The sequence below is a fragment of the Candidatus Spongiihabitans sp. genome (genome assembly GCF_965247905.1).
In the GTDB taxonomy this organism is placed as follows: domain Bacteria; phylum Pseudomonadota; class Gammaproteobacteria; order Arenicellales; family Poriferihabitantaceae; genus Spongiihabitans.
Map to the genome: position 1 here is coordinate 1,186,817 of NZ_OZ252047.1, position 15,515 is coordinate 1,202,331.

A 15,515-nucleotide genomic window follows, 5' to 3' on the forward strand; every position below is an offset into this window, starting at 1 on the left:
TGATCGAGGCTCGGTCCCGGTCCCGGTCACAGTCATTGGTAGCTATGTTGGTTGTACAAATATGGATAACAACTTAAGGACGTTTCTCTACTTCATTCAACATAGCGTCCATGAACGAGACGAAATTGACACATGCGATTTCCTGGCCGCGCATAAAGCCAAGCATTGCTTTAATCTTTGTAGCCATTCTCGCGGTCATTCTGATTAAGTTCCAGTGGTCGGCACTATCTTGGGCGAGCGACTATCCAAGCACATGGGTCATCCCATTGGGAGATTCTCTCTCGGTTAAAATCAAGTGGCTGGTCAATGAAGCTGACCTCGGACTTTTCACCTTCAAGGAATTTACTCGCGCTATTGGATCTCTACTTAATGTCCCAATACTGTTTCTCAGAGGCCTGCTGGTAACCGGTTTCACGGTTGAGGGTGAACATGACGCGTTGTTGCAGATCCCGCCTCTGTCATGGCTCGGTATAACCATCGGCATTGTGTTGCTGGCTGCATCACTGGGCGATCGACGCTTAACAGTTTTTGTTGTTATTTCTTTTTTGTATGTCGCGTTTGTCGGTCTGTGGGAAAGCACCATGCTGACCCTTGCCTCAATTATCGTAGCTGTATTGATCGGTATTATTACCGGCCTGCTACTGGGCATTGCCGCGTTCAAATGGGTGGTCATGGACAGAGTTCTGATGCCAGTATTTGATTTTATGCAAACTATGCCGGTGTTCGCCTATCTAGTGCCTGTGTTGATGTTGTTTGGTTATGGCCCGGCTTCCGCCATGGTGGTCACTTTGATTTATGCCATGCCGCCGATGGCTCGTGTGACCAGGATATCCTTGTCCCGGGTGAGTGGCGAAACTGTGGAGTTTGGCCGCATAGCGGGGAGTTCGGCCCGGCAGCTCATGTGGAAAGTTATGCTCCCGTCGATTCGGCCTCGGTTAATGGTGGGTGTCAACCAAGTAATCATGCTGACACTGAACATGGTTATTATTGCTTCGCTTATCGGTGCCGGTGGTCTGGGTTTTGACGTATGGCAGGCACTGAAAGCCCTTCGTATCGGGCAGGGTGCTGAGGCGGGTATTGCAATTACGCTAGTTGCCGTTGTGCTGGATCGAATCAGTCAGCAATTCGCAGCGCGCAGACCAGTGCATCGGAATACCGCGCCGTCATTTAGCAAAAAATACGCGTTGTTGACTATAATTGTTGCTATTGTCATCGGCACAACCATCATCGGACACTGGGTTCCGGTAATTTCTCAGGTTCCCGATTCCTGGACGTTCAGCACGGGTAAGTTTTGGGACAATATCATTGATTGGATTAATATCAATCTGTACGACTATATTGAAGGCTTCCGGCGGTTCTTCTTTATCTATATTCTGAAACCGTCCAAGAGTTTCATGTTGTCTTTGCCCTGGCTGGGAACCGTCCTTTTTATTTCCGCGGTTGGTTATCATTTGGGGCGGTTGCGCCTTGCTATCCTTTGTACTGTGCTAATTTCGTTTATTGCCGTCGTCGGGTTGTGGGAAAAAGCCATGATCTCGGCATACCTTGTCGGGGTTTGTGTATTTCTCGCCAGCATTGTCGGTATTCCCATCGGTGTGATTTCCGCCGGGAATGAGCGCATTCATAATATTGTGCAGGTGATTATCGATACATTGCAGACATTGCCATCCTTTGTTTATCTAATTCCCGTTATCATGTTGTTCGGCGTAGGTGAGTTCTCAGCCATGGTTGCGGTGGTCATGTACGCGATAGTACCGGCGATTCGCTACACCGATCACGGTATCCGGCAGGTCGCCCCGCATTTGATAGAAGCCGCCCGCGCAATGGGGTGTACCCGCATGCAAATTCTGAGACGGGTACAACTGCCGCTGGCACTTCCGGACATCATGCTTGGGGTAAATCAGACTCTGATGATGGGTCTTAGCATGTTGATCATCACGGCACTGGTCGGTACCCGTGATCTTGGTCAGGAAACGCTCATCGCGTTGTCGAAAGTCGATCCCGGGCGCGGCGTTACTGCTGGGATCTGTGTCGCATTTATCGCTATCGTGGCGGATCGCCTGATCAATGCGTGGGTGCAAAAGCATAAATCGGAGCTCGGTCTGAATGCCGCCCATCAACTCTAACGCCCGGGTGGTAGTAATAGGCGGCGGCGCGACCGGGTGTAGCGTCGCCCGTGATCTGATTTTGCGTCGGTTTGACGTGACTCTGGTTGAATCCGGTGACTTGGGCTGTGGCACCAGCAGTCGCTTCCATGGCATGTTGCAAAGTGGTGCGCGTTACGCTGTTAGTGATACCGAATATGCTGCGCAATGCATGCGAGAACGCCTTATCGTCGCCGACTTGATGCCTGAAGCTGTGGAGCAGACCGGGGGGCTTTTTATCTCCCTTGCTGGTGACCCCCCCGATTTCGCCGACAAGTTTGTTACCGGATGTCAAAACGCACACATTCCTGTGGAAGAGTTGGACCCGGATTGGGTCATGGCCGAAGAGCCAGCGATTAGCCGGAATGTGCTAAGAGCGTTCTCTGTTCCAGATGCCACTGTCCAGTCCTGGCGGTTGGTGAATCTTCTCGCTGATGACGTGCGGCGCAAGGGCGGCACTATTCTCACACGCCACCAAGTGAAAGGGGTTGAGGTGGCTAATGGACGGGTGCGCTATGTTCGTGTTGTCGGTTCGTCTGGCGAACAACTGCTGGAAGCAGATGTTGTTATTAATGCAGCGGGGCCGTGGTCAGCCCGCGTGGCTGACATGGTTGGAGAGAGTGTTGATCTTCATCTAGTGAAAGGTTCGATCATCGTATTCTCGCACCGTATGGTACAGCGCGTGGTCAGCCGGTGCAGACCGCCGACCAGCCATGACATCATGGTCCCGACGGGCACCGTCAGTTTATTCGGCACCACATCAAAGGTTGTGGATAATCCCGACACTACCCGTGTATGCCCCCGGGAAATCCAGGAACTACTGGATAGCGCGGAGGCCATTATCCCCAAGGTAAGGAGCTACCGGGCACTTCGCGCATGGGCGGGTGTGCGGCCGTTGTATTGTCCCCAGAATTGGCCGCCCGATACACCTTTGTCCCGACGCCATACTGTCATCGATCATGGCAAAAATGGTTTTGCGGGCTTTTTCACTGTTTGCGGCGGGTCGTTGACCACGCATCGATTTATGGCGGAGGACCTTGGTAATCATGTATGCCAGTCACTCGGTCTCATTGCGCCATCCACCACGGCAACCACGCTCCTCAATAAAGGCACGAAAAATTCTAGTTGGCAACCGACAAACAACTTTTTGCGAATTGAAAAAGAGCGACGCTTTCTAGCACCAGTTTGTGAATGTGAAGCGGTTGAGCAGTCAGATGTTATTGACTTAATCGAAAATCATGGCATTTGTCATCTACACGATTTGCGGCGTCGGTTACGAATTGGATTTGGTCCCTGCCAGGGAACATTTTGCGGTAGCCGCGTTGCGGCACTTATCGCCAGTCGTCATCCGGATTATCCTGCCAGTGATGATTTGAAAGGGTTTTGGGTTGAACGTCTCAAAGGCGTTATTCACACGGCTTGGGGGTCGCAGGCCAGACAGGCGTTGTTGAGTGACATGGTTTACCGCGAGACGCTGGGGGTGCGGCTCAACAGGGAAATAATGCCGCCAGATGATTACCAGTGAAAACAGATGCCATCATCATCGGTTCGGAATTCGACGGCCTGATCGCGGCGACGCGGCTGGATGAGTGCGGATATTCCATTCGAATGTTCTCTAATGGCGTTGGGTCCCTGCATTATGCCCCCGAAGGTATTCACGTCCTTGGTTATACGTCATCTTGTAGTGAACAGATTGTGACTGCGCCGCTTGCCGAGATTTCTCACCTGGATAAGCGCCATCCATATCAGAAGGTTGGCGTCCAGCAGGTAAAAAACGCTTTTAACTGGTACGAAAATATAATTGGGGAAATCCACCAGCGCGTCGCCATTAATGGCAGTAATAAGTTGGCTGTTTCAGCAGCTGGTTTATGCATTCCCGTATATGGAACATTCAATCATCAGGCAACGATGGAAAAGATCAGTGGGAAAACCGTGGCTATTGCCCGACTTCGGGATTATCGGAATTTTCCGGCCGATCTGATAGCGGTTGGGCTTGGCAATTCAGGTATCAACAATAGCATCTTTGACATTGACGCACCCAGTAAAATTCTTGAAAACACCGTGATAGCAAAAGCATTCGATGCGTTGGATGAGTTGGATGGCTACTTTTCTGCGATCAAGGAATCGGTGCCGACCCAGACCGAGGTCATTTTGTTTCCTGCCATTATGGGCATGAGCAGAAACAGTGAGGTCTTGGCCGCCGCGGAACGCGTATTGGAGGTGCCTTGTCTGGAGGTGCCAACGCTTCCACCAAGTGTTCCGGGGATGCGGTTAGAACATGCTTTTACCCATCACTTGCAGAATAGTTGCACTGCGTTCCATCTGGGGGGGTATCCGGGCCGACGCTGGTTTGTTGAAGGTAATCAGATCGTCATTTATGACGATCTGGGGCGCCGCTTCGAGGCTTCCGTGGTTATCGTTTCCAGTGGCGGTGTGTTTATGGGCGGGCTTGATGTGGATTCTTACGGGTTGGTTCATGAGACCGCCTTCGGGTTTCATGCTTTTCAAAGTGAACCGCTGAATGCCGCCACTGTGGATCAATCTCTGAATGCGTTACATGTCGCGGGTGTTGAAACCGACAATGCATTGCGACCACAACGAAAAGAGTCGGGAGTTTGGCATAACGCATTTGTGACTGGACGCACTCTGGCGCATTGGAATCCAGCCATGGAAAGCTCGACAGAGGGTGTGTGCATTGCGACGGGATGGGCCGCTGCCGAAAATGCGCAGGTTTATCTGGAGACCATAAGCAATGGATAGTGGCGTGTTTATTGGCATTGATTACGGCGGTATAGCGACCTCGGCATATCTCGCTGAGGGGTTGCTGACTCTGGCGGTATGGCGCTGGAGTGTCAAACAAGTTTATGAAAAAGCAGGGTAGTGCCTATGGAACAACAGGCAAGCACAGCATTTGAGCTACGCGAAACGGAGCGAGACCGTCGTACCGTGCTGCGCTCTATGGACCAGTGCACTAAATGTGGTATTTGCCACGCCCATTGTCCGGTTGCTGCTGTTACTGGGGAGTTTCCCGGACCCATGTACTCGGGTCCACAGGCGCAACGTTTCCGTGTGATCAAATCTGGCTTCGAAATTTCACCCATGCTCTGTAGCGGATGTGGCGTGTGTACCAGTGTCTGTCCAAACAATGTGGCAATTAGCGACATTATTGCGTTGGCAAAATCCGAAATTATGGAGAAAGGGAGGGGTGTCCAACTAGGGCAGCGTCTCCTCAACCGGCCGGAACTCATTGGGTGGTTGGGCGGCGTTTTCCCGCGGCTGACCAATAATCTGTTGGGAATCTCGGTCCTTCGGGGCATCATCGAATGGCTCCTCGATATACATCGCGAGGCACCCCTGCCAAAAGTTTATGGTCGGCAATTTAAACGCTGGTTTATAAGACACACTCAACCTGAGGGGCCAGTAGTTTCCTACTTCACTGGTTGTGCAATTGATAACTATGACCCTGACGTCGGAATCGCCATGGTGCGGCTGTTGAATTACTTAGGCTATAGGGTCGATGTGCCGACAGACCTGTGTTGCTCATTGCCGATGTTGTCTAGTGGCGAAACGACTCCTGCTCGGGCCAGAGCGCGGGTGCTCGTCGATGCGCTCCATTCTTCGGCTTTAGAAGGTCGAAAAATTATTTCAACATCAACTAGTTGCAGTCTCACATTGCGGTCGAAATACGCCACTTGTCTGGATATGACCGACGTAGGGTGCAGAGACGTTGCCAACGCCGTTGTGGACGCCTGTGAATTTCTTCTGGATCGACATGTCCGTCAATTGTGCGAATCCCTGAAACCGTTGCCATTAAGGGTTCTGTATCACGCACCCTGCCAACTGCGCGGTCATCGAATGGGGACTCCCGCTGTTGAACTTCTGCGGTTGATTCCGGGGATTGAGCTTGAGCTTTCCCAAGCCGACTGCTGCGGTATCGGCGGCACCTATGGGTACCACAAGAACAACTATGATATCGCCATGTCGATTGGAAAAATGCTGGTCGATCAGGTCCGACGATTCAAACCGGATGTCATTGTGTGCGACAGCGAAACTTGCCGTTGGAACATTGTCGCGAGGACAAGCATCGAAAGCATTCACCCGGTGCAGTTACTGATGCGGGCACTGGGCAAAAAATCTGATTAGCTCAAAGGAACAAATCAGCCATATTGGCTCTATTTGACGATTCGGTTCTGTGAGAGAGCCTGTCGTAAAACTGGCGCGCCGATGCGGTTTGCTTGCCTCCGGCTTGGCGGCGTTAAAGAGACAAACTTCCAGTGTTATGGTTCTGGGCTCACGACTCCGGCAACAGGTGTTGCAATATTTCATCAATGAATAAATAGCCCGGCTCAGTGCATCGAATAGTTTCATCGGTTATCTCCACCCATTTTTGGTTAATGGCGTGTTGCAACGCTGCGACAGCCGAATTTTTGGAAAGCCCGGTGCGTTGTTGCAATGTCGTTAATTTTATGCCGGCTTTGAGGCGTAGGGCGTTCATCATGAATTCGAACAGGAGTTGGTTTTGAGGCACTGGCTTTTGCGTTTTATACGCAGTATTGTTTTCAATATGCGCCATGTAGGTTTCGGGATGTTTTTGTTTCCAGCTGCGCACAACGCGCTCGCCGACGGTTAACTTGGAATGCGCGCCGGTGCCGATGCCGAGATAGTCGCCAAACTGCCAGTAGTTCAAGTTATGTTTGCATTCGCGACCTGCAATAGAATATGCGGAGACTTCATATTGTCGGTAGCCGCATTGGTTTAGCGTGTTTTGCAATGCGGTTTGTATTTCAATTTGCTGATCGTCGTCGGGCAGGCGCGGCGGGCAATGATAAAAAAAAGTATTCGGCTCAATGGTCAGTTGATAAAAAGATAAATGCGCGGGCGAATGGCTGATCGCACGCAGACAATCCTGCACCGCCGCCGCGGCGGTTTGGTCGGGCAAGCCATACATGAGATCCAGGTTAAAGTTTTCAAACCCCGCGGCCTTGGCCGCCTGTATCGCGTTTTCGGCAGCGTCGGCATCATGAATCCGGCCGAGGGTTTTTAATTGTCGGTCATCGAAGCTTTGCACGCCGAGGGAAAGTCGATTAATGCCGGATGCTAAATACGCCTCAAATTGATCGTGTTCAAGCGTCCCAGGATTCGCTTCCAGCGTGATTTCAATATTGGCATCAAATTCTATTCGCCGCTTAATTTGATGCAAAAGCGTTGAAAACGATTTCGCCGAAAACAAGCTCGGCGTGCCGCCGCCCATAAAAATAGAAATCAATTTCCTGTCTTTGGTTGCAGCCCCGACATTGTCATCAAAACCGGCGTCATCAAGATCGGCATCAAGGTCGGCGATCAATGCCCGGATATATTTTTCCTCGTGCTGTTCCGCATCAAGCGCGCCTTTCAGTGCGTGGGAATTGAAATCGCAATACGGGCATTTTTTAATGCACCACGGAAAATGAATGTACAGGGACAGGGGAGGAACGAGCATTAGCCAACCACATTTATCGGATGGCCGCGTAACCATTTACCCAAAATTTCCGCCATTTGATCGACTAGACGCTGACGGGATTCCCGGGTTGCCCAGGCATTGTGTGGCGTAACGATCAGGTTTGGGGCGTCGTGTTTCAATAAGGCGGGTTGTAATAATGCCGATTGTAATAATGGATGAGAACTTGAAGGCGGCTCCTCGGTTAAAACATCTATTCCCGCGCCGGCAATTTGTCCTGTTTGCAGCGCATTCGCCAACGCCGTCGAGTCTATGATTGCCCCGCGCGCGGTGTTAATAACAATGGCGTTTGGCTTCATGCGCTTAAATTCATTTTCCCCAAGCAAATTCAGCGTATCCGGCGTCAGCGGGCAATGGAGCGTCAGCACATCGGAATCCGCCAGCAGTTGCTCGAATGAAATCCGGCCGCGCCGCCTTTTGCCGCCTGGTCTTTGACATATTTGCACCGACATTCCAAACGCTTTAGCGATCTCAGCGACTTTTTTGCCCAACGCGCCATAACCAATTATCCCCAAAGTTTTATTCTGGATTTCGACGATGGGATAGTCGAGCAAACAAAATACAGTGCTGTTGCTCCAGGCGCCGGCTATCACGGCTTGATGATATCGAAATTGATTGGTCAACAAATTGAGCATCAGCGCGAAGGTGTGCTGAACGACAGCAGGGGTTGCGTAATGCCTGACATTGCAAACCGTGACGCCGCTTGCGCGACATGCGTCGAGATCAACATTATCAGTGCCGGTTGCTGCGATTATAATTAGTTTCAAACAAGGTGTTGATTCGAGCAAACCCTTATTCAGCCTGACTTTGTTGGTAATTATTATTTCACACCCATTTATTCTGTGGTTGATTTGATCGGGCGAGGTGCTTGCATAATCGATCCATTCAGCGGGATGCCGCCGGAGTTTTTGCAAGTCGATATCGCCGCGGTCGAATGAGTCTTTATCGAGAATCACGCCTTTCATTGGGGAATTATATACTTAACCGCCTTATAACCTTGACTTCGCGCATACGAATAAACCCGCATTTTTTGTCCTATATTTATGACGGGTTATGATGATTGCCGTAGCCACCCGACCCGTCATTCCGCCCGGGGGTGAAAGGTGGGGATGACGGCATTTCGGATGCTCCGGGCAGTGGCCGCCGCCGCAACAGTGCGCTGAAACGTCAGCGATATGGCACTGTGAGGTTAAGCATATCCCCTTTCATCATGGTTTTTTCACAGACAAACGTCCAAACGCTGTTGAAGTAATGGTTTATTTTCGGTAGTGTGTTGTGTCACTATCATTATTTTGGCCAAACGATAAAATCGTCTGATAAAATCGTTTGGCGACGCCGCAAAACAATACCATGATTAGTTTCACCATGATTAGTTTCGGTGGCGGTAATTTTTAAACCTGATTTTTGAACACGCATCGCATAAAAACAGCAATGGCTGAATACCATAAAGAACAGTGCAAATCATTTCTTAGACTACTGACCAAGGAAGACCGCGAACGGCTATTGAAAAAATCTTCTGTTAAGAAATTCAAGAAAGGCAAGTACATCGTTCGGGTCATGGACCGCGATACCAATTTATATCTGATCAATGCTGGAAGTGTAAGAGTCACCCTTTTTTCCAATGCAGGCAAGGAAGTCAGTTTCAGCGACATTGCGGCGGGCGGCAACTTCGGGGAGTTTTCGGCGATTGATGGAAAACCGCGCTCGGCTAATGTCATCGCGTTGTCCGACACCACAATCACCATTGTGTCGCCGAGCGACTTTCTCAGGATATTGCAAAAATATCCGGCGGTTTGCATTGAAATGCTCCAGCAACTGACCGGGATAGTGCGGCAATTGTGCGCTCGAATTTTTGAGTATGCCACTTTGGATGTCAGCCGGCGGATTCACGCCCATCTGTTGCGCATTGCGAAACAGAACCTGGATTTTGACGGCGTTGCCCGCATCAATAATCCGCCCACTCAGACGGAACTCGCCAGTCGGTTGAGTTGCACCAGGGAGGCGGTAAGCCGCGAGTTGAAGAAACTGGAGAAAGCGGGGTTGATCAAGCGCAAGCGAAAACGGCTTATTATTGAGGATTGCAAGCGACTGCATGAATGGGTTGAAGGCGTTCCTGAAAGTTAGCGTGTGAACAATTCGCCAAAGCTCATAGCGCCAGGGCTTATAGCGTCCAAGCTCAGGCAATACCGCCCCAAATTAATCAAAATCGGCGACCGCAAATCAGCTTCGGTGGCGCTCATATTGCGTAATCTGGATACCGATGCCGAAATGTTCTTCATACAAAGAGCGGAAAATAAAGATGACCCGTGGTCAGGGCAAATCGCTTTCCCAGGCGGCAACAGCGATCGGCGCGACCAAGATATCGCCGCCACCGCACGGCGGGAAACCGATGAGGAGGTTGGGATAAGGTTGCCCGCGAATGCGTTGCTTGCGCGTCTGGATGACCAACAGGGCAGGAGCCATGACCGGGATATTTCGTTGATTATCAGTTGTTTGGTTTTTAATCTCGACCCGCCCCAGGCGGTCAGTCATAGCCCGGAGGTCGGCGATAGTTTCTGGATCAAGGTTGATGACCTGCTGCACCCGCCGGCATTATCCGCATCCGCCCGCCAAGATGTTCGCGCACAACAATCCCATCCCGGCATTCAGTTTCGGTCAGGAAAAGTATTATGGGGACTCACCTATCGTTTCGTAAAAATGTTTCTTGAGATCATTGTTAGGCCATGACCGGGGCGGCAATTCAAGGGTAGTCCCGGTTTTGAATCAGTTTATCAAGTCATGATAGATTGTTATGCGGTAAATCAATAATTTACATTAACTATAGAGGGTAAAAATCTTCTAAAAATAGACGATTTTTACCTTCTAAACCCCCTATTTTTCGGACTTATATAGGAAAGTTGGCAAAACATAAAGCACTAAAACCTGCATAGGCTCAGATACATATGGCACACCTCAACCCAAGAGGAGATGCCATGCAAATCCAGCATATTGGCTACGGAATAAGAGGGTTTTACCGCGCCGCCAAAATCGGGCATCGTTGGGACTATGAACCCTCATCACCCTGACTCTGGCGCCGATCCGCTATGTGTTGACCGACAACGGCTCGGAGTTTATGAAAGACTTCGAAAGCGAACTCAAACGCAATCACATCACCCACTGGTGGACCTATCCGAGGTCGCCGAAAATGAACGCCCATTGTGAACGCTTCAACCGCGCCATTCAGGAGAGTTTCATCGACTACCACGAGGATTTACTGTTCACCGACCTGGACGGTTTTAACCAAGAACTGGCCGACTGGCTGGTGTTTTACAACACCGAACGACCCCACCGGGCATTGGCCCTGCTCTCTCCTATGCAATCCCTGATCATCAACCAACCGGAGTGCCATATGTTATGGACCTATACATTGCCTTATAATTTGTCATTGCCCGGCCCATATTATTATTGGCCGGGCAATCTAGTGGAATATTTGTCACGCGCAGCGTGACTCCTTTTTCTCGGTTACTTTGGCGTCTCAACGCGCCATTGTCCTCTCGGTTCACCATTATCCCGTCAATTCGTCATTGCCCGGCTTGTTCCGGGCAATCCAGTTATTAAATCGTTCGGCGTAGCCGCCGGGACGCGCTCATACATGTAAGCAACAAGCACCATAACAAGCACCATCGCCTTGCCGTCATTCTCGCATCAAACGGCGCGGCATCAAAGCAAAGGAGTCCGGCTACGCCGGACGGCATATTCCACTGGATTGCCCGGAACAAGCCGGGCAATGACGACCCTTATTTGTCATTCTCGCCGGCAGGCGGGAATCCAGAGTGGCGTAGCCGTCGGTTGTGTCACGCTTTGCGCGACAATTATTTACCATTGCCCTCTCAAAAGGACTTATTGCCTTCCGATTCACCATTGTCCCCTCAGCCCGTCATTCTCGCCGCAGGCGGGAATCCAGTTATTAAACCGTCCGGCGTAGCCGGACTCCTTTGAAAGAGTGTGAGTTTCGCTTCAATATGCGCCACGAAAATAGGTGTCAATATCTGCTGAAATCTATCCGAAATCGACCGCTTAAAGTATCTTGAACCTAAATTAATGTATACGCTGGAACTTATGATTTTAAGATAACTGTTTATATTCATTCGCGCATAATTCGTTAAAAGTCAAGGTTTTAATTTCTTAACTTTTGCCAACTTTCCTATATAAGTCCGCTATTTTTCCCTTGACAGGGGATATTGCTTGCCCATATAGTGTCGAAAAGTGGGAAATTGTGGGGAATTTCTCATATCATCCAGATTCATAACCCAGGCTTGATAACTATGATTCGCGGCGCAAATACACTTAATCTCGACGATAAAGGCAGATTGGCAATTCCAAGCAGATTCCGCAATGCCCTTATGGATCGTTGCGGCGGCAAAATGATTGTCACAGTGAATAATACCAAAGAGCATTGCTTATGGTTATACCCTTTGGACGAATGGGAATTGGTGGAGCAAAAAATTGTGGCATTGCCCAGTTTTGATGCCAACCACCAAAGGCTAAAACGATTTTTGCTGGGTTATGCCAGCGATGTGGAAATGGATGGCAGCGGCAGAATATTATTGCCAGCCCCATTGCGGGAATTTGCAATGATGACAAAATCGGTGCTGCTGGTTGGCCAGGGAAACAAATTTGAGATTTGGAGCGAGCAGCTGTGGAATGCGCGCCGCAGTCAGTGGTTGCAGGAAGACATGGATCTGGAAAATTTGTCGGTGGAGATGGAGCAACTTTCCCTGTAATCAGCATGATAGCCAACATGAACGCATCAACCCACATCCCGGTGTTGTTACAAGAGGTCGTGCAGGCGCTCAATCTTCCCGCCGCCGAAATCGTTGTGGATGCCACCTATGGCCGTGGCGGCCATGCCCGCGCGATGTTCGGCGCGCTTGCCAGCCAGGCCCGATTAATTGTGATTGATCGTGATCAAGACGCGATCGACCAGGCATTGTCAAAATGGCAAAACCAAGACCGCATTGAAATTATTCATGCCCCGTTTTCGAAGTTGTCGCAAATTCTGAAAGAGCGCGACCTGATCGGAAAGGTTGATGCGATCCTGTTTGATTTGGGTGTGTCCTCGCCGCAACTGGATAACCGTGAACGGGGCTTCAGTTTTAGTCATGATGGACCGTTGGATATGCGCATGGATCGCAGCGTCGGGATGACCGCGGCCGCCTGGATGAAGCAGGTCGAAGAGGGCGAACTCATTCGAGTGTTAAAAGTATTTGGCGAAGAAAGATTTGCCCGCAGAATCGCCAGAAAAATCAAGCAATCTTTGTTGAAAAACCAAATCAGCTCCACTGCAGAATTGTCGAAACTGGTGTGCGCAGCGGTGCCGACGCGGGAAAAGGGCAAGTACCCATACCACAAAGGGCATAAATACCCATACCACAAAGGGCATAAACACCCATACCACAAAGGGCATAAACACCCTGCAACCCGAACCTTTCAGGCTATTCGCATTGCCATCAATCAGGAGTTGCAGGAAATTGAATCTGTATTGCCCGATGCGTTAGAGGCGTTGGCGCCGGGCGGGCGGTTGGTTGTGATTAGTTTTCATTCCCTGGAAGACCGGCTGGTGAAACGGTTTTTTCGCGAGCAATCCAAAGGCGACCCTTACCCCCACGATCTGCCGGTTACCCATGACATGCTAAAACCGCGATTACGATTGGTCGGCAAACCGGTAAAGCCGGGCGCGCGCGAGTTGCAGCAAAATCCCAGAGCACGAAGCGCGGTGATGCGCGCCGCTCAAAAGGTGGCCTAGGGCGGGAATCCCACGCTATGAACAAACTATCTGTTTTTATGCTGATTGCGACGCTGGTCAGTGCGTTGTTCGTGGTCACCGTGCGCCACGAAAATCGGTTGTCATTTATGGACTTGCAAGCAATGGAGAATCAGCGCGGTCATCTGCAATCCGAGTGGGGCCGGCTAATGCTGGAAAAAGCGACCTGGGCGATGGAGAATAATATTGCCGATGACGCCGGCACTCGATTGGGGATGCGGCCGCCGCCGCCGCAGCAAATTATTACCGTGCGGATGGTCGGGTCGCAATTTAACCACATGTTCAATAAAGGCATGTTTAATAAAGGCATGCTCAATAACGGCATGTTCAATAAAGGCAATGGAGGGGCAGGGTGGCCAGGAATACAGCCATAAAAGCGCCAGCGGTTTTACCTCGGTATGTGGTGCTGGCGCTGATGATTTCCGTTTTCGCTGTGCTGGCGCTTCGGGTGGTGCAATTGCATACTGAGGAAAATGAAAGACTGCGGGTTCAAGGCGACAAGCGCTATCTGCGGGCCGTGAACATTGCTCCGCAACGCGGGCGCATTCTGGATCGCAACGGGCAAGTGTTGTCGGTCAGCACGCCGATGGATTCTGTGGCCGCGGAGCCCGGCATATTTTGCAAGGATCAATCATTGTGGCGACCGATGCTGGACACCATCCATCTTTCCAAAAACAAGCTGCGGCAGCGTTGCGCGAAATTTGCGCAAGCCGACTTCATGTACATCAAAAGACAGCTGCCGCCTGCTGTAGTGCAGCGGGTTATGGCGATGAAAATTCCGGGCGTGGAAGTGCGCAGGGAATACAAGCGCTACTATCCCGGAGGGCCAGTAAGCGCGCATTTAATCGGCTTCACCGATGTCGATGACAATGGGCAGGAAGGTTTGGAGCGCGCTTTCGATACAGCATTGAAAGGCCAGGCAGGCCGTAAACGGGTGCTGCAGGATTTAGCCGGACACCATGTTGAAAGCGTGGAAAGCATCCAGCAGGTTCGGCATGGCCAGGATCTGGTGATTACTATCGACCAACGGGTGCAGTCGCAGGCAAGCCGTTATCTTGAATCCGCAATCAAGCAGCACGCCGCCGCCGGCGGCAGCATTGTTGTGCTTGGGATTCCGAGCGGGGAAATCATTGCGATGGTCAACTCGCCGCAGTTCAACCCCAACGACCGTAGCACCTTGACCGCCGGCGTGTTTCGCAACAGCGCCGTCGCCAATGTTCTGGAGCCGGGCTCCACGGCCAAGCCGTTCACCATCGCCATGGTATTGGAAAGCGGTGAAGTGGGCGTGGACACCATGGTGGACACTTCGCCGGGGTACTATCAGGTTGCCGGCCATACCATCCGCGATGTGCATGATTATGGCGAGATATCGGTGTTCGATGTCGTGGTTCATTCCAGCAACGTAGGCACTGCCAAACTGGCATTGGCGTTTCCGTTTGACGATTTATACAACACCTTTGAGGAGGTCGGGTTTGGCGGTCGCGCCGCAAGCTTGCCGGGGGAGATTTCCGGGGTGTTGAAAAAACGCACGCGCAAAATTGAGCATGCAACGTTGGCGTATGGCTACGGATTTTCCGCCACGCTATTGCAGTTGGCGCGCGCCTACACGGTGTTCGCAACCGACGGCGTGTTGTTGCCGGTCACGCTGCAACCGAGAAAACCAGGTTATCGCGCCCGCGGCAAACGCGTATTCAGCGCGCAAACCGCAGCCAGTATCCGCGCCATGCTGGAGCAGGCGGCGACGCCGAATGGCACCGCCCGAAAAGCGCGCATCCCGCGTTACCGCATCGGCGGAAAAACCGGAACCACCTTGAAAGTAATCGACGGCAGTTACAAGCATAAACGCTACATTTCCCTGTTCGCGGGCTTGGCGCCGATAACCGATCCTCAATTTGTGATGGTGGTTGCGATCGATGATCCACGCGGAAAGTTTTATTATGGCGGCGATGTCGCGGCGCCGGTGTTCGCCGATTTGATGGCGGATTTGATGCGTTTGTATAACGTCAAGCCGGATGATATTGAGGCCTCCCAAATCACTGCCATATCCAAAAAAGCGCATGAGGCGTGAGCC

16 protein-coding genes and 1 pseudogene are annotated in these 15,515 nt (G+C 51.2%); 13 read left to right on the plus strand and 4 right to left on the minus strand.

Annotated elements, in window-relative coordinates:
• The first annotated feature begins 110 nt into the window (after positions 1-110).
• From ACP158_RS06080 to ACP158_RS06100, 5 genes are read left to right on the plus strand one after another with little or no spacing between them, the layout of a single operon-like run.
• A complete protein-coding gene (locus ACP158_RS06080) occupies positions 111-2,126 on the plus strand; it encodes an ABC transporter permease (protein WP_424948053.1) in 2,016 nt (671 codons plus the stop codon).
• Positions 2,107-3,669: an FAD-dependent oxidoreductase gene (locus tag ACP158_RS06085; RefSeq protein WP_424948054.1), complete on the plus strand. Its 1,563-nt coding sequence runs from the start codon at positions 2,107-2,109 to the stop codon at positions 3,667-3,669. The genes ACP158_RS06080 and ACP158_RS06085 overlap by 20 nt, the downstream gene beginning before the upstream one ends.
• Positions 3,666-4,904 carry an FAD-binding protein gene (locus tag ACP158_RS06090; RefSeq protein WP_424948055.1) on the plus strand — a complete coding sequence of 413 codons (1,239 nt, stop codon included), beginning with the start codon at positions 3,666-3,668 and terminating at the stop codon, positions 4,902-4,904. Before ACP158_RS06085 ends, ACP158_RS06090 begins: the two co-directional genes overlap by 4 nt.
• Complete coding sequence (locus tag ACP158_RS06095; protein WP_424948056.1) at positions 4,897-5,025, plus strand: hypothetical protein; 129 nt, start codon at positions 4,897-4,899, stop codon at positions 5,023-5,025. Before ACP158_RS06090 ends, ACP158_RS06095 begins: the two co-directional genes overlap by 8 nt.
• Before the next feature lie 5 nt (positions 5,026-5,030).
• Complete coding sequence (locus ACP158_RS06100; RefSeq protein WP_424948057.1) at positions 5,031-6,287, plus strand: anaerobic glycerol-3-phosphate dehydrogenase subunit C; 1,257 nt, start codon at positions 5,031-5,033, stop codon at positions 6,285-6,287.
• 148 nt (positions 6,288-6,435) lie between these two features.
• Here ACP158_RS06100 and hemW read toward each other — a convergent pair whose 3' ends face one another.
• Both hemW and ACP158_RS06110 read right to left on the minus strand, forming a co-directional pair.
• Positions 6,436-7,623, minus strand: coding sequence for a radical SAM family heme chaperone HemW (gene hemW / locus ACP158_RS06105; protein ID WP_424948058.1), 1,188 nt, complete (start codon positions 7,621-7,623; stop codon positions 6,436-6,438).
• Complete coding sequence (locus ACP158_RS06110; protein WP_424948059.1) at positions 7,623-8,606, minus strand: D-2-hydroxyacid dehydrogenase; 984 nt, start codon at positions 8,604-8,606, stop codon at positions 7,623-7,625. Before ACP158_RS06110 ends, hemW begins: the two co-directional genes overlap by 1 nt.
• A 466-nt stretch (positions 8,607-9,072) precedes the next feature.
• On the opposite strand from ACP158_RS06110, the gene ACP158_RS06115 reads away from it, so the two are divergent.
• The 4 genes and pseudogenes from ACP158_RS06115 to ACP158_RS06130 all read left to right on the plus strand — a co-directional run.
• The gene (locus ACP158_RS06115) at positions 9,073-9,765 is read left to right on the plus strand and encodes a Crp/Fnr family transcriptional regulator (RefSeq protein WP_424948060.1); all 693 of its coding nucleotides are present in this window, start codon (positions 9,073-9,075) and stop codon (positions 9,763-9,765) included.
• 117 nt (positions 9,766-9,882) lie between these two features.
• The gene (locus ACP158_RS06120; RefSeq protein WP_424948061.1) at positions 9,883-10,368 is read left to right on the plus strand and encodes an NUDIX hydrolase; all 486 of its coding nucleotides are present in this window, start codon (positions 9,883-9,885) and stop codon (positions 10,366-10,368) included.
• Between the two features lie 215 nt (positions 10,369-10,583).
• Positions 10,584-10,706: a hypothetical protein gene (locus ACP158_RS06125; protein WP_424948062.1), complete on the plus strand. Its 123-nt coding sequence runs from the start codon at positions 10,584-10,586 to the stop codon at positions 10,704-10,706.
• Positions 10,707-10,726: 20 nt separating this feature from the next.
• Positions 10,727-11,047: pseudogene (locus ACP158_RS06130) on the plus strand (integrase core domain-containing protein); the annotation flags it as partial.
• A 187-nt stretch (positions 11,048-11,234) separates the two neighbouring features.
• On the opposite strand, the gene ACP158_RS06135 reads toward ACP158_RS06130, so the two are convergent.
• Together ACP158_RS06135 and ACP158_RS06140 are read right to left on the minus strand one after the other, a co-directional pair.
• On the minus strand, positions 11,235-11,408 hold the full coding sequence (locus ACP158_RS06135; RefSeq protein ID WP_424948063.1) for a hypothetical protein: 174 nt from the start codon (positions 11,406-11,408) through the stop codon (positions 11,235-11,237).
• Positions 11,360-11,503: a hypothetical protein gene (locus ACP158_RS06140; protein ID WP_424948064.1), complete on the minus strand. Its 144-nt coding sequence runs from the start codon at positions 11,501-11,503 to the stop codon at positions 11,360-11,362. The genes ACP158_RS06135 and ACP158_RS06140 overlap by 49 nt, the downstream gene beginning before the upstream one ends.
• Positions 11,504-11,945: 442 nt before the next feature.
• On the opposite strand from ACP158_RS06140, the gene mraZ reads away from it, so the two are divergent.
• From mraZ to ACP158_RS06160, 4 genes are read left to right on the plus strand one after another with little or no spacing between them, the layout of a single operon-like run.
• Positions 11,946-12,404 (plus strand): division/cell wall cluster transcriptional repressor MraZ, encoded by a 459-nt coding sequence (gene mraZ, locus ACP158_RS06145; protein WP_424948065.1) that lies wholly within the window; start codon positions 11,946-11,948, stop codon positions 12,402-12,404.
• Positions 12,405-12,421: 17 nt separating this feature from the next.
• Positions 12,422-13,426: a 16S rRNA (cytosine(1402)-N(4))-methyltransferase RsmH gene (gene rsmH, locus ACP158_RS06150; RefSeq protein WP_424948066.1), complete on the plus strand. Its 1,005-nt coding sequence runs from the start codon at positions 12,422-12,424 to the stop codon at positions 13,424-13,426.
• A 17-nt stretch (positions 13,427-13,443) separates the two neighbouring features.
• Entirely contained in the window at positions 13,444-13,818 is a 375-nt protein-coding gene (gene ftsL, locus ACP158_RS06155; protein ID WP_424948067.1) for a cell division protein FtsL, read from the plus strand.
• Positions 13,797-15,512, plus strand: coding sequence for a peptidoglycan D,D-transpeptidase FtsI family protein (locus ACP158_RS06160; protein WP_424948068.1), 1,716 nt, complete (start codon positions 13,797-13,799; stop codon positions 15,510-15,512). The genes ftsL and ACP158_RS06160 overlap by 22 nt, the downstream gene beginning before the upstream one ends.
• Positions 15,513-15,515: the final 3 nt, after the last annotated feature.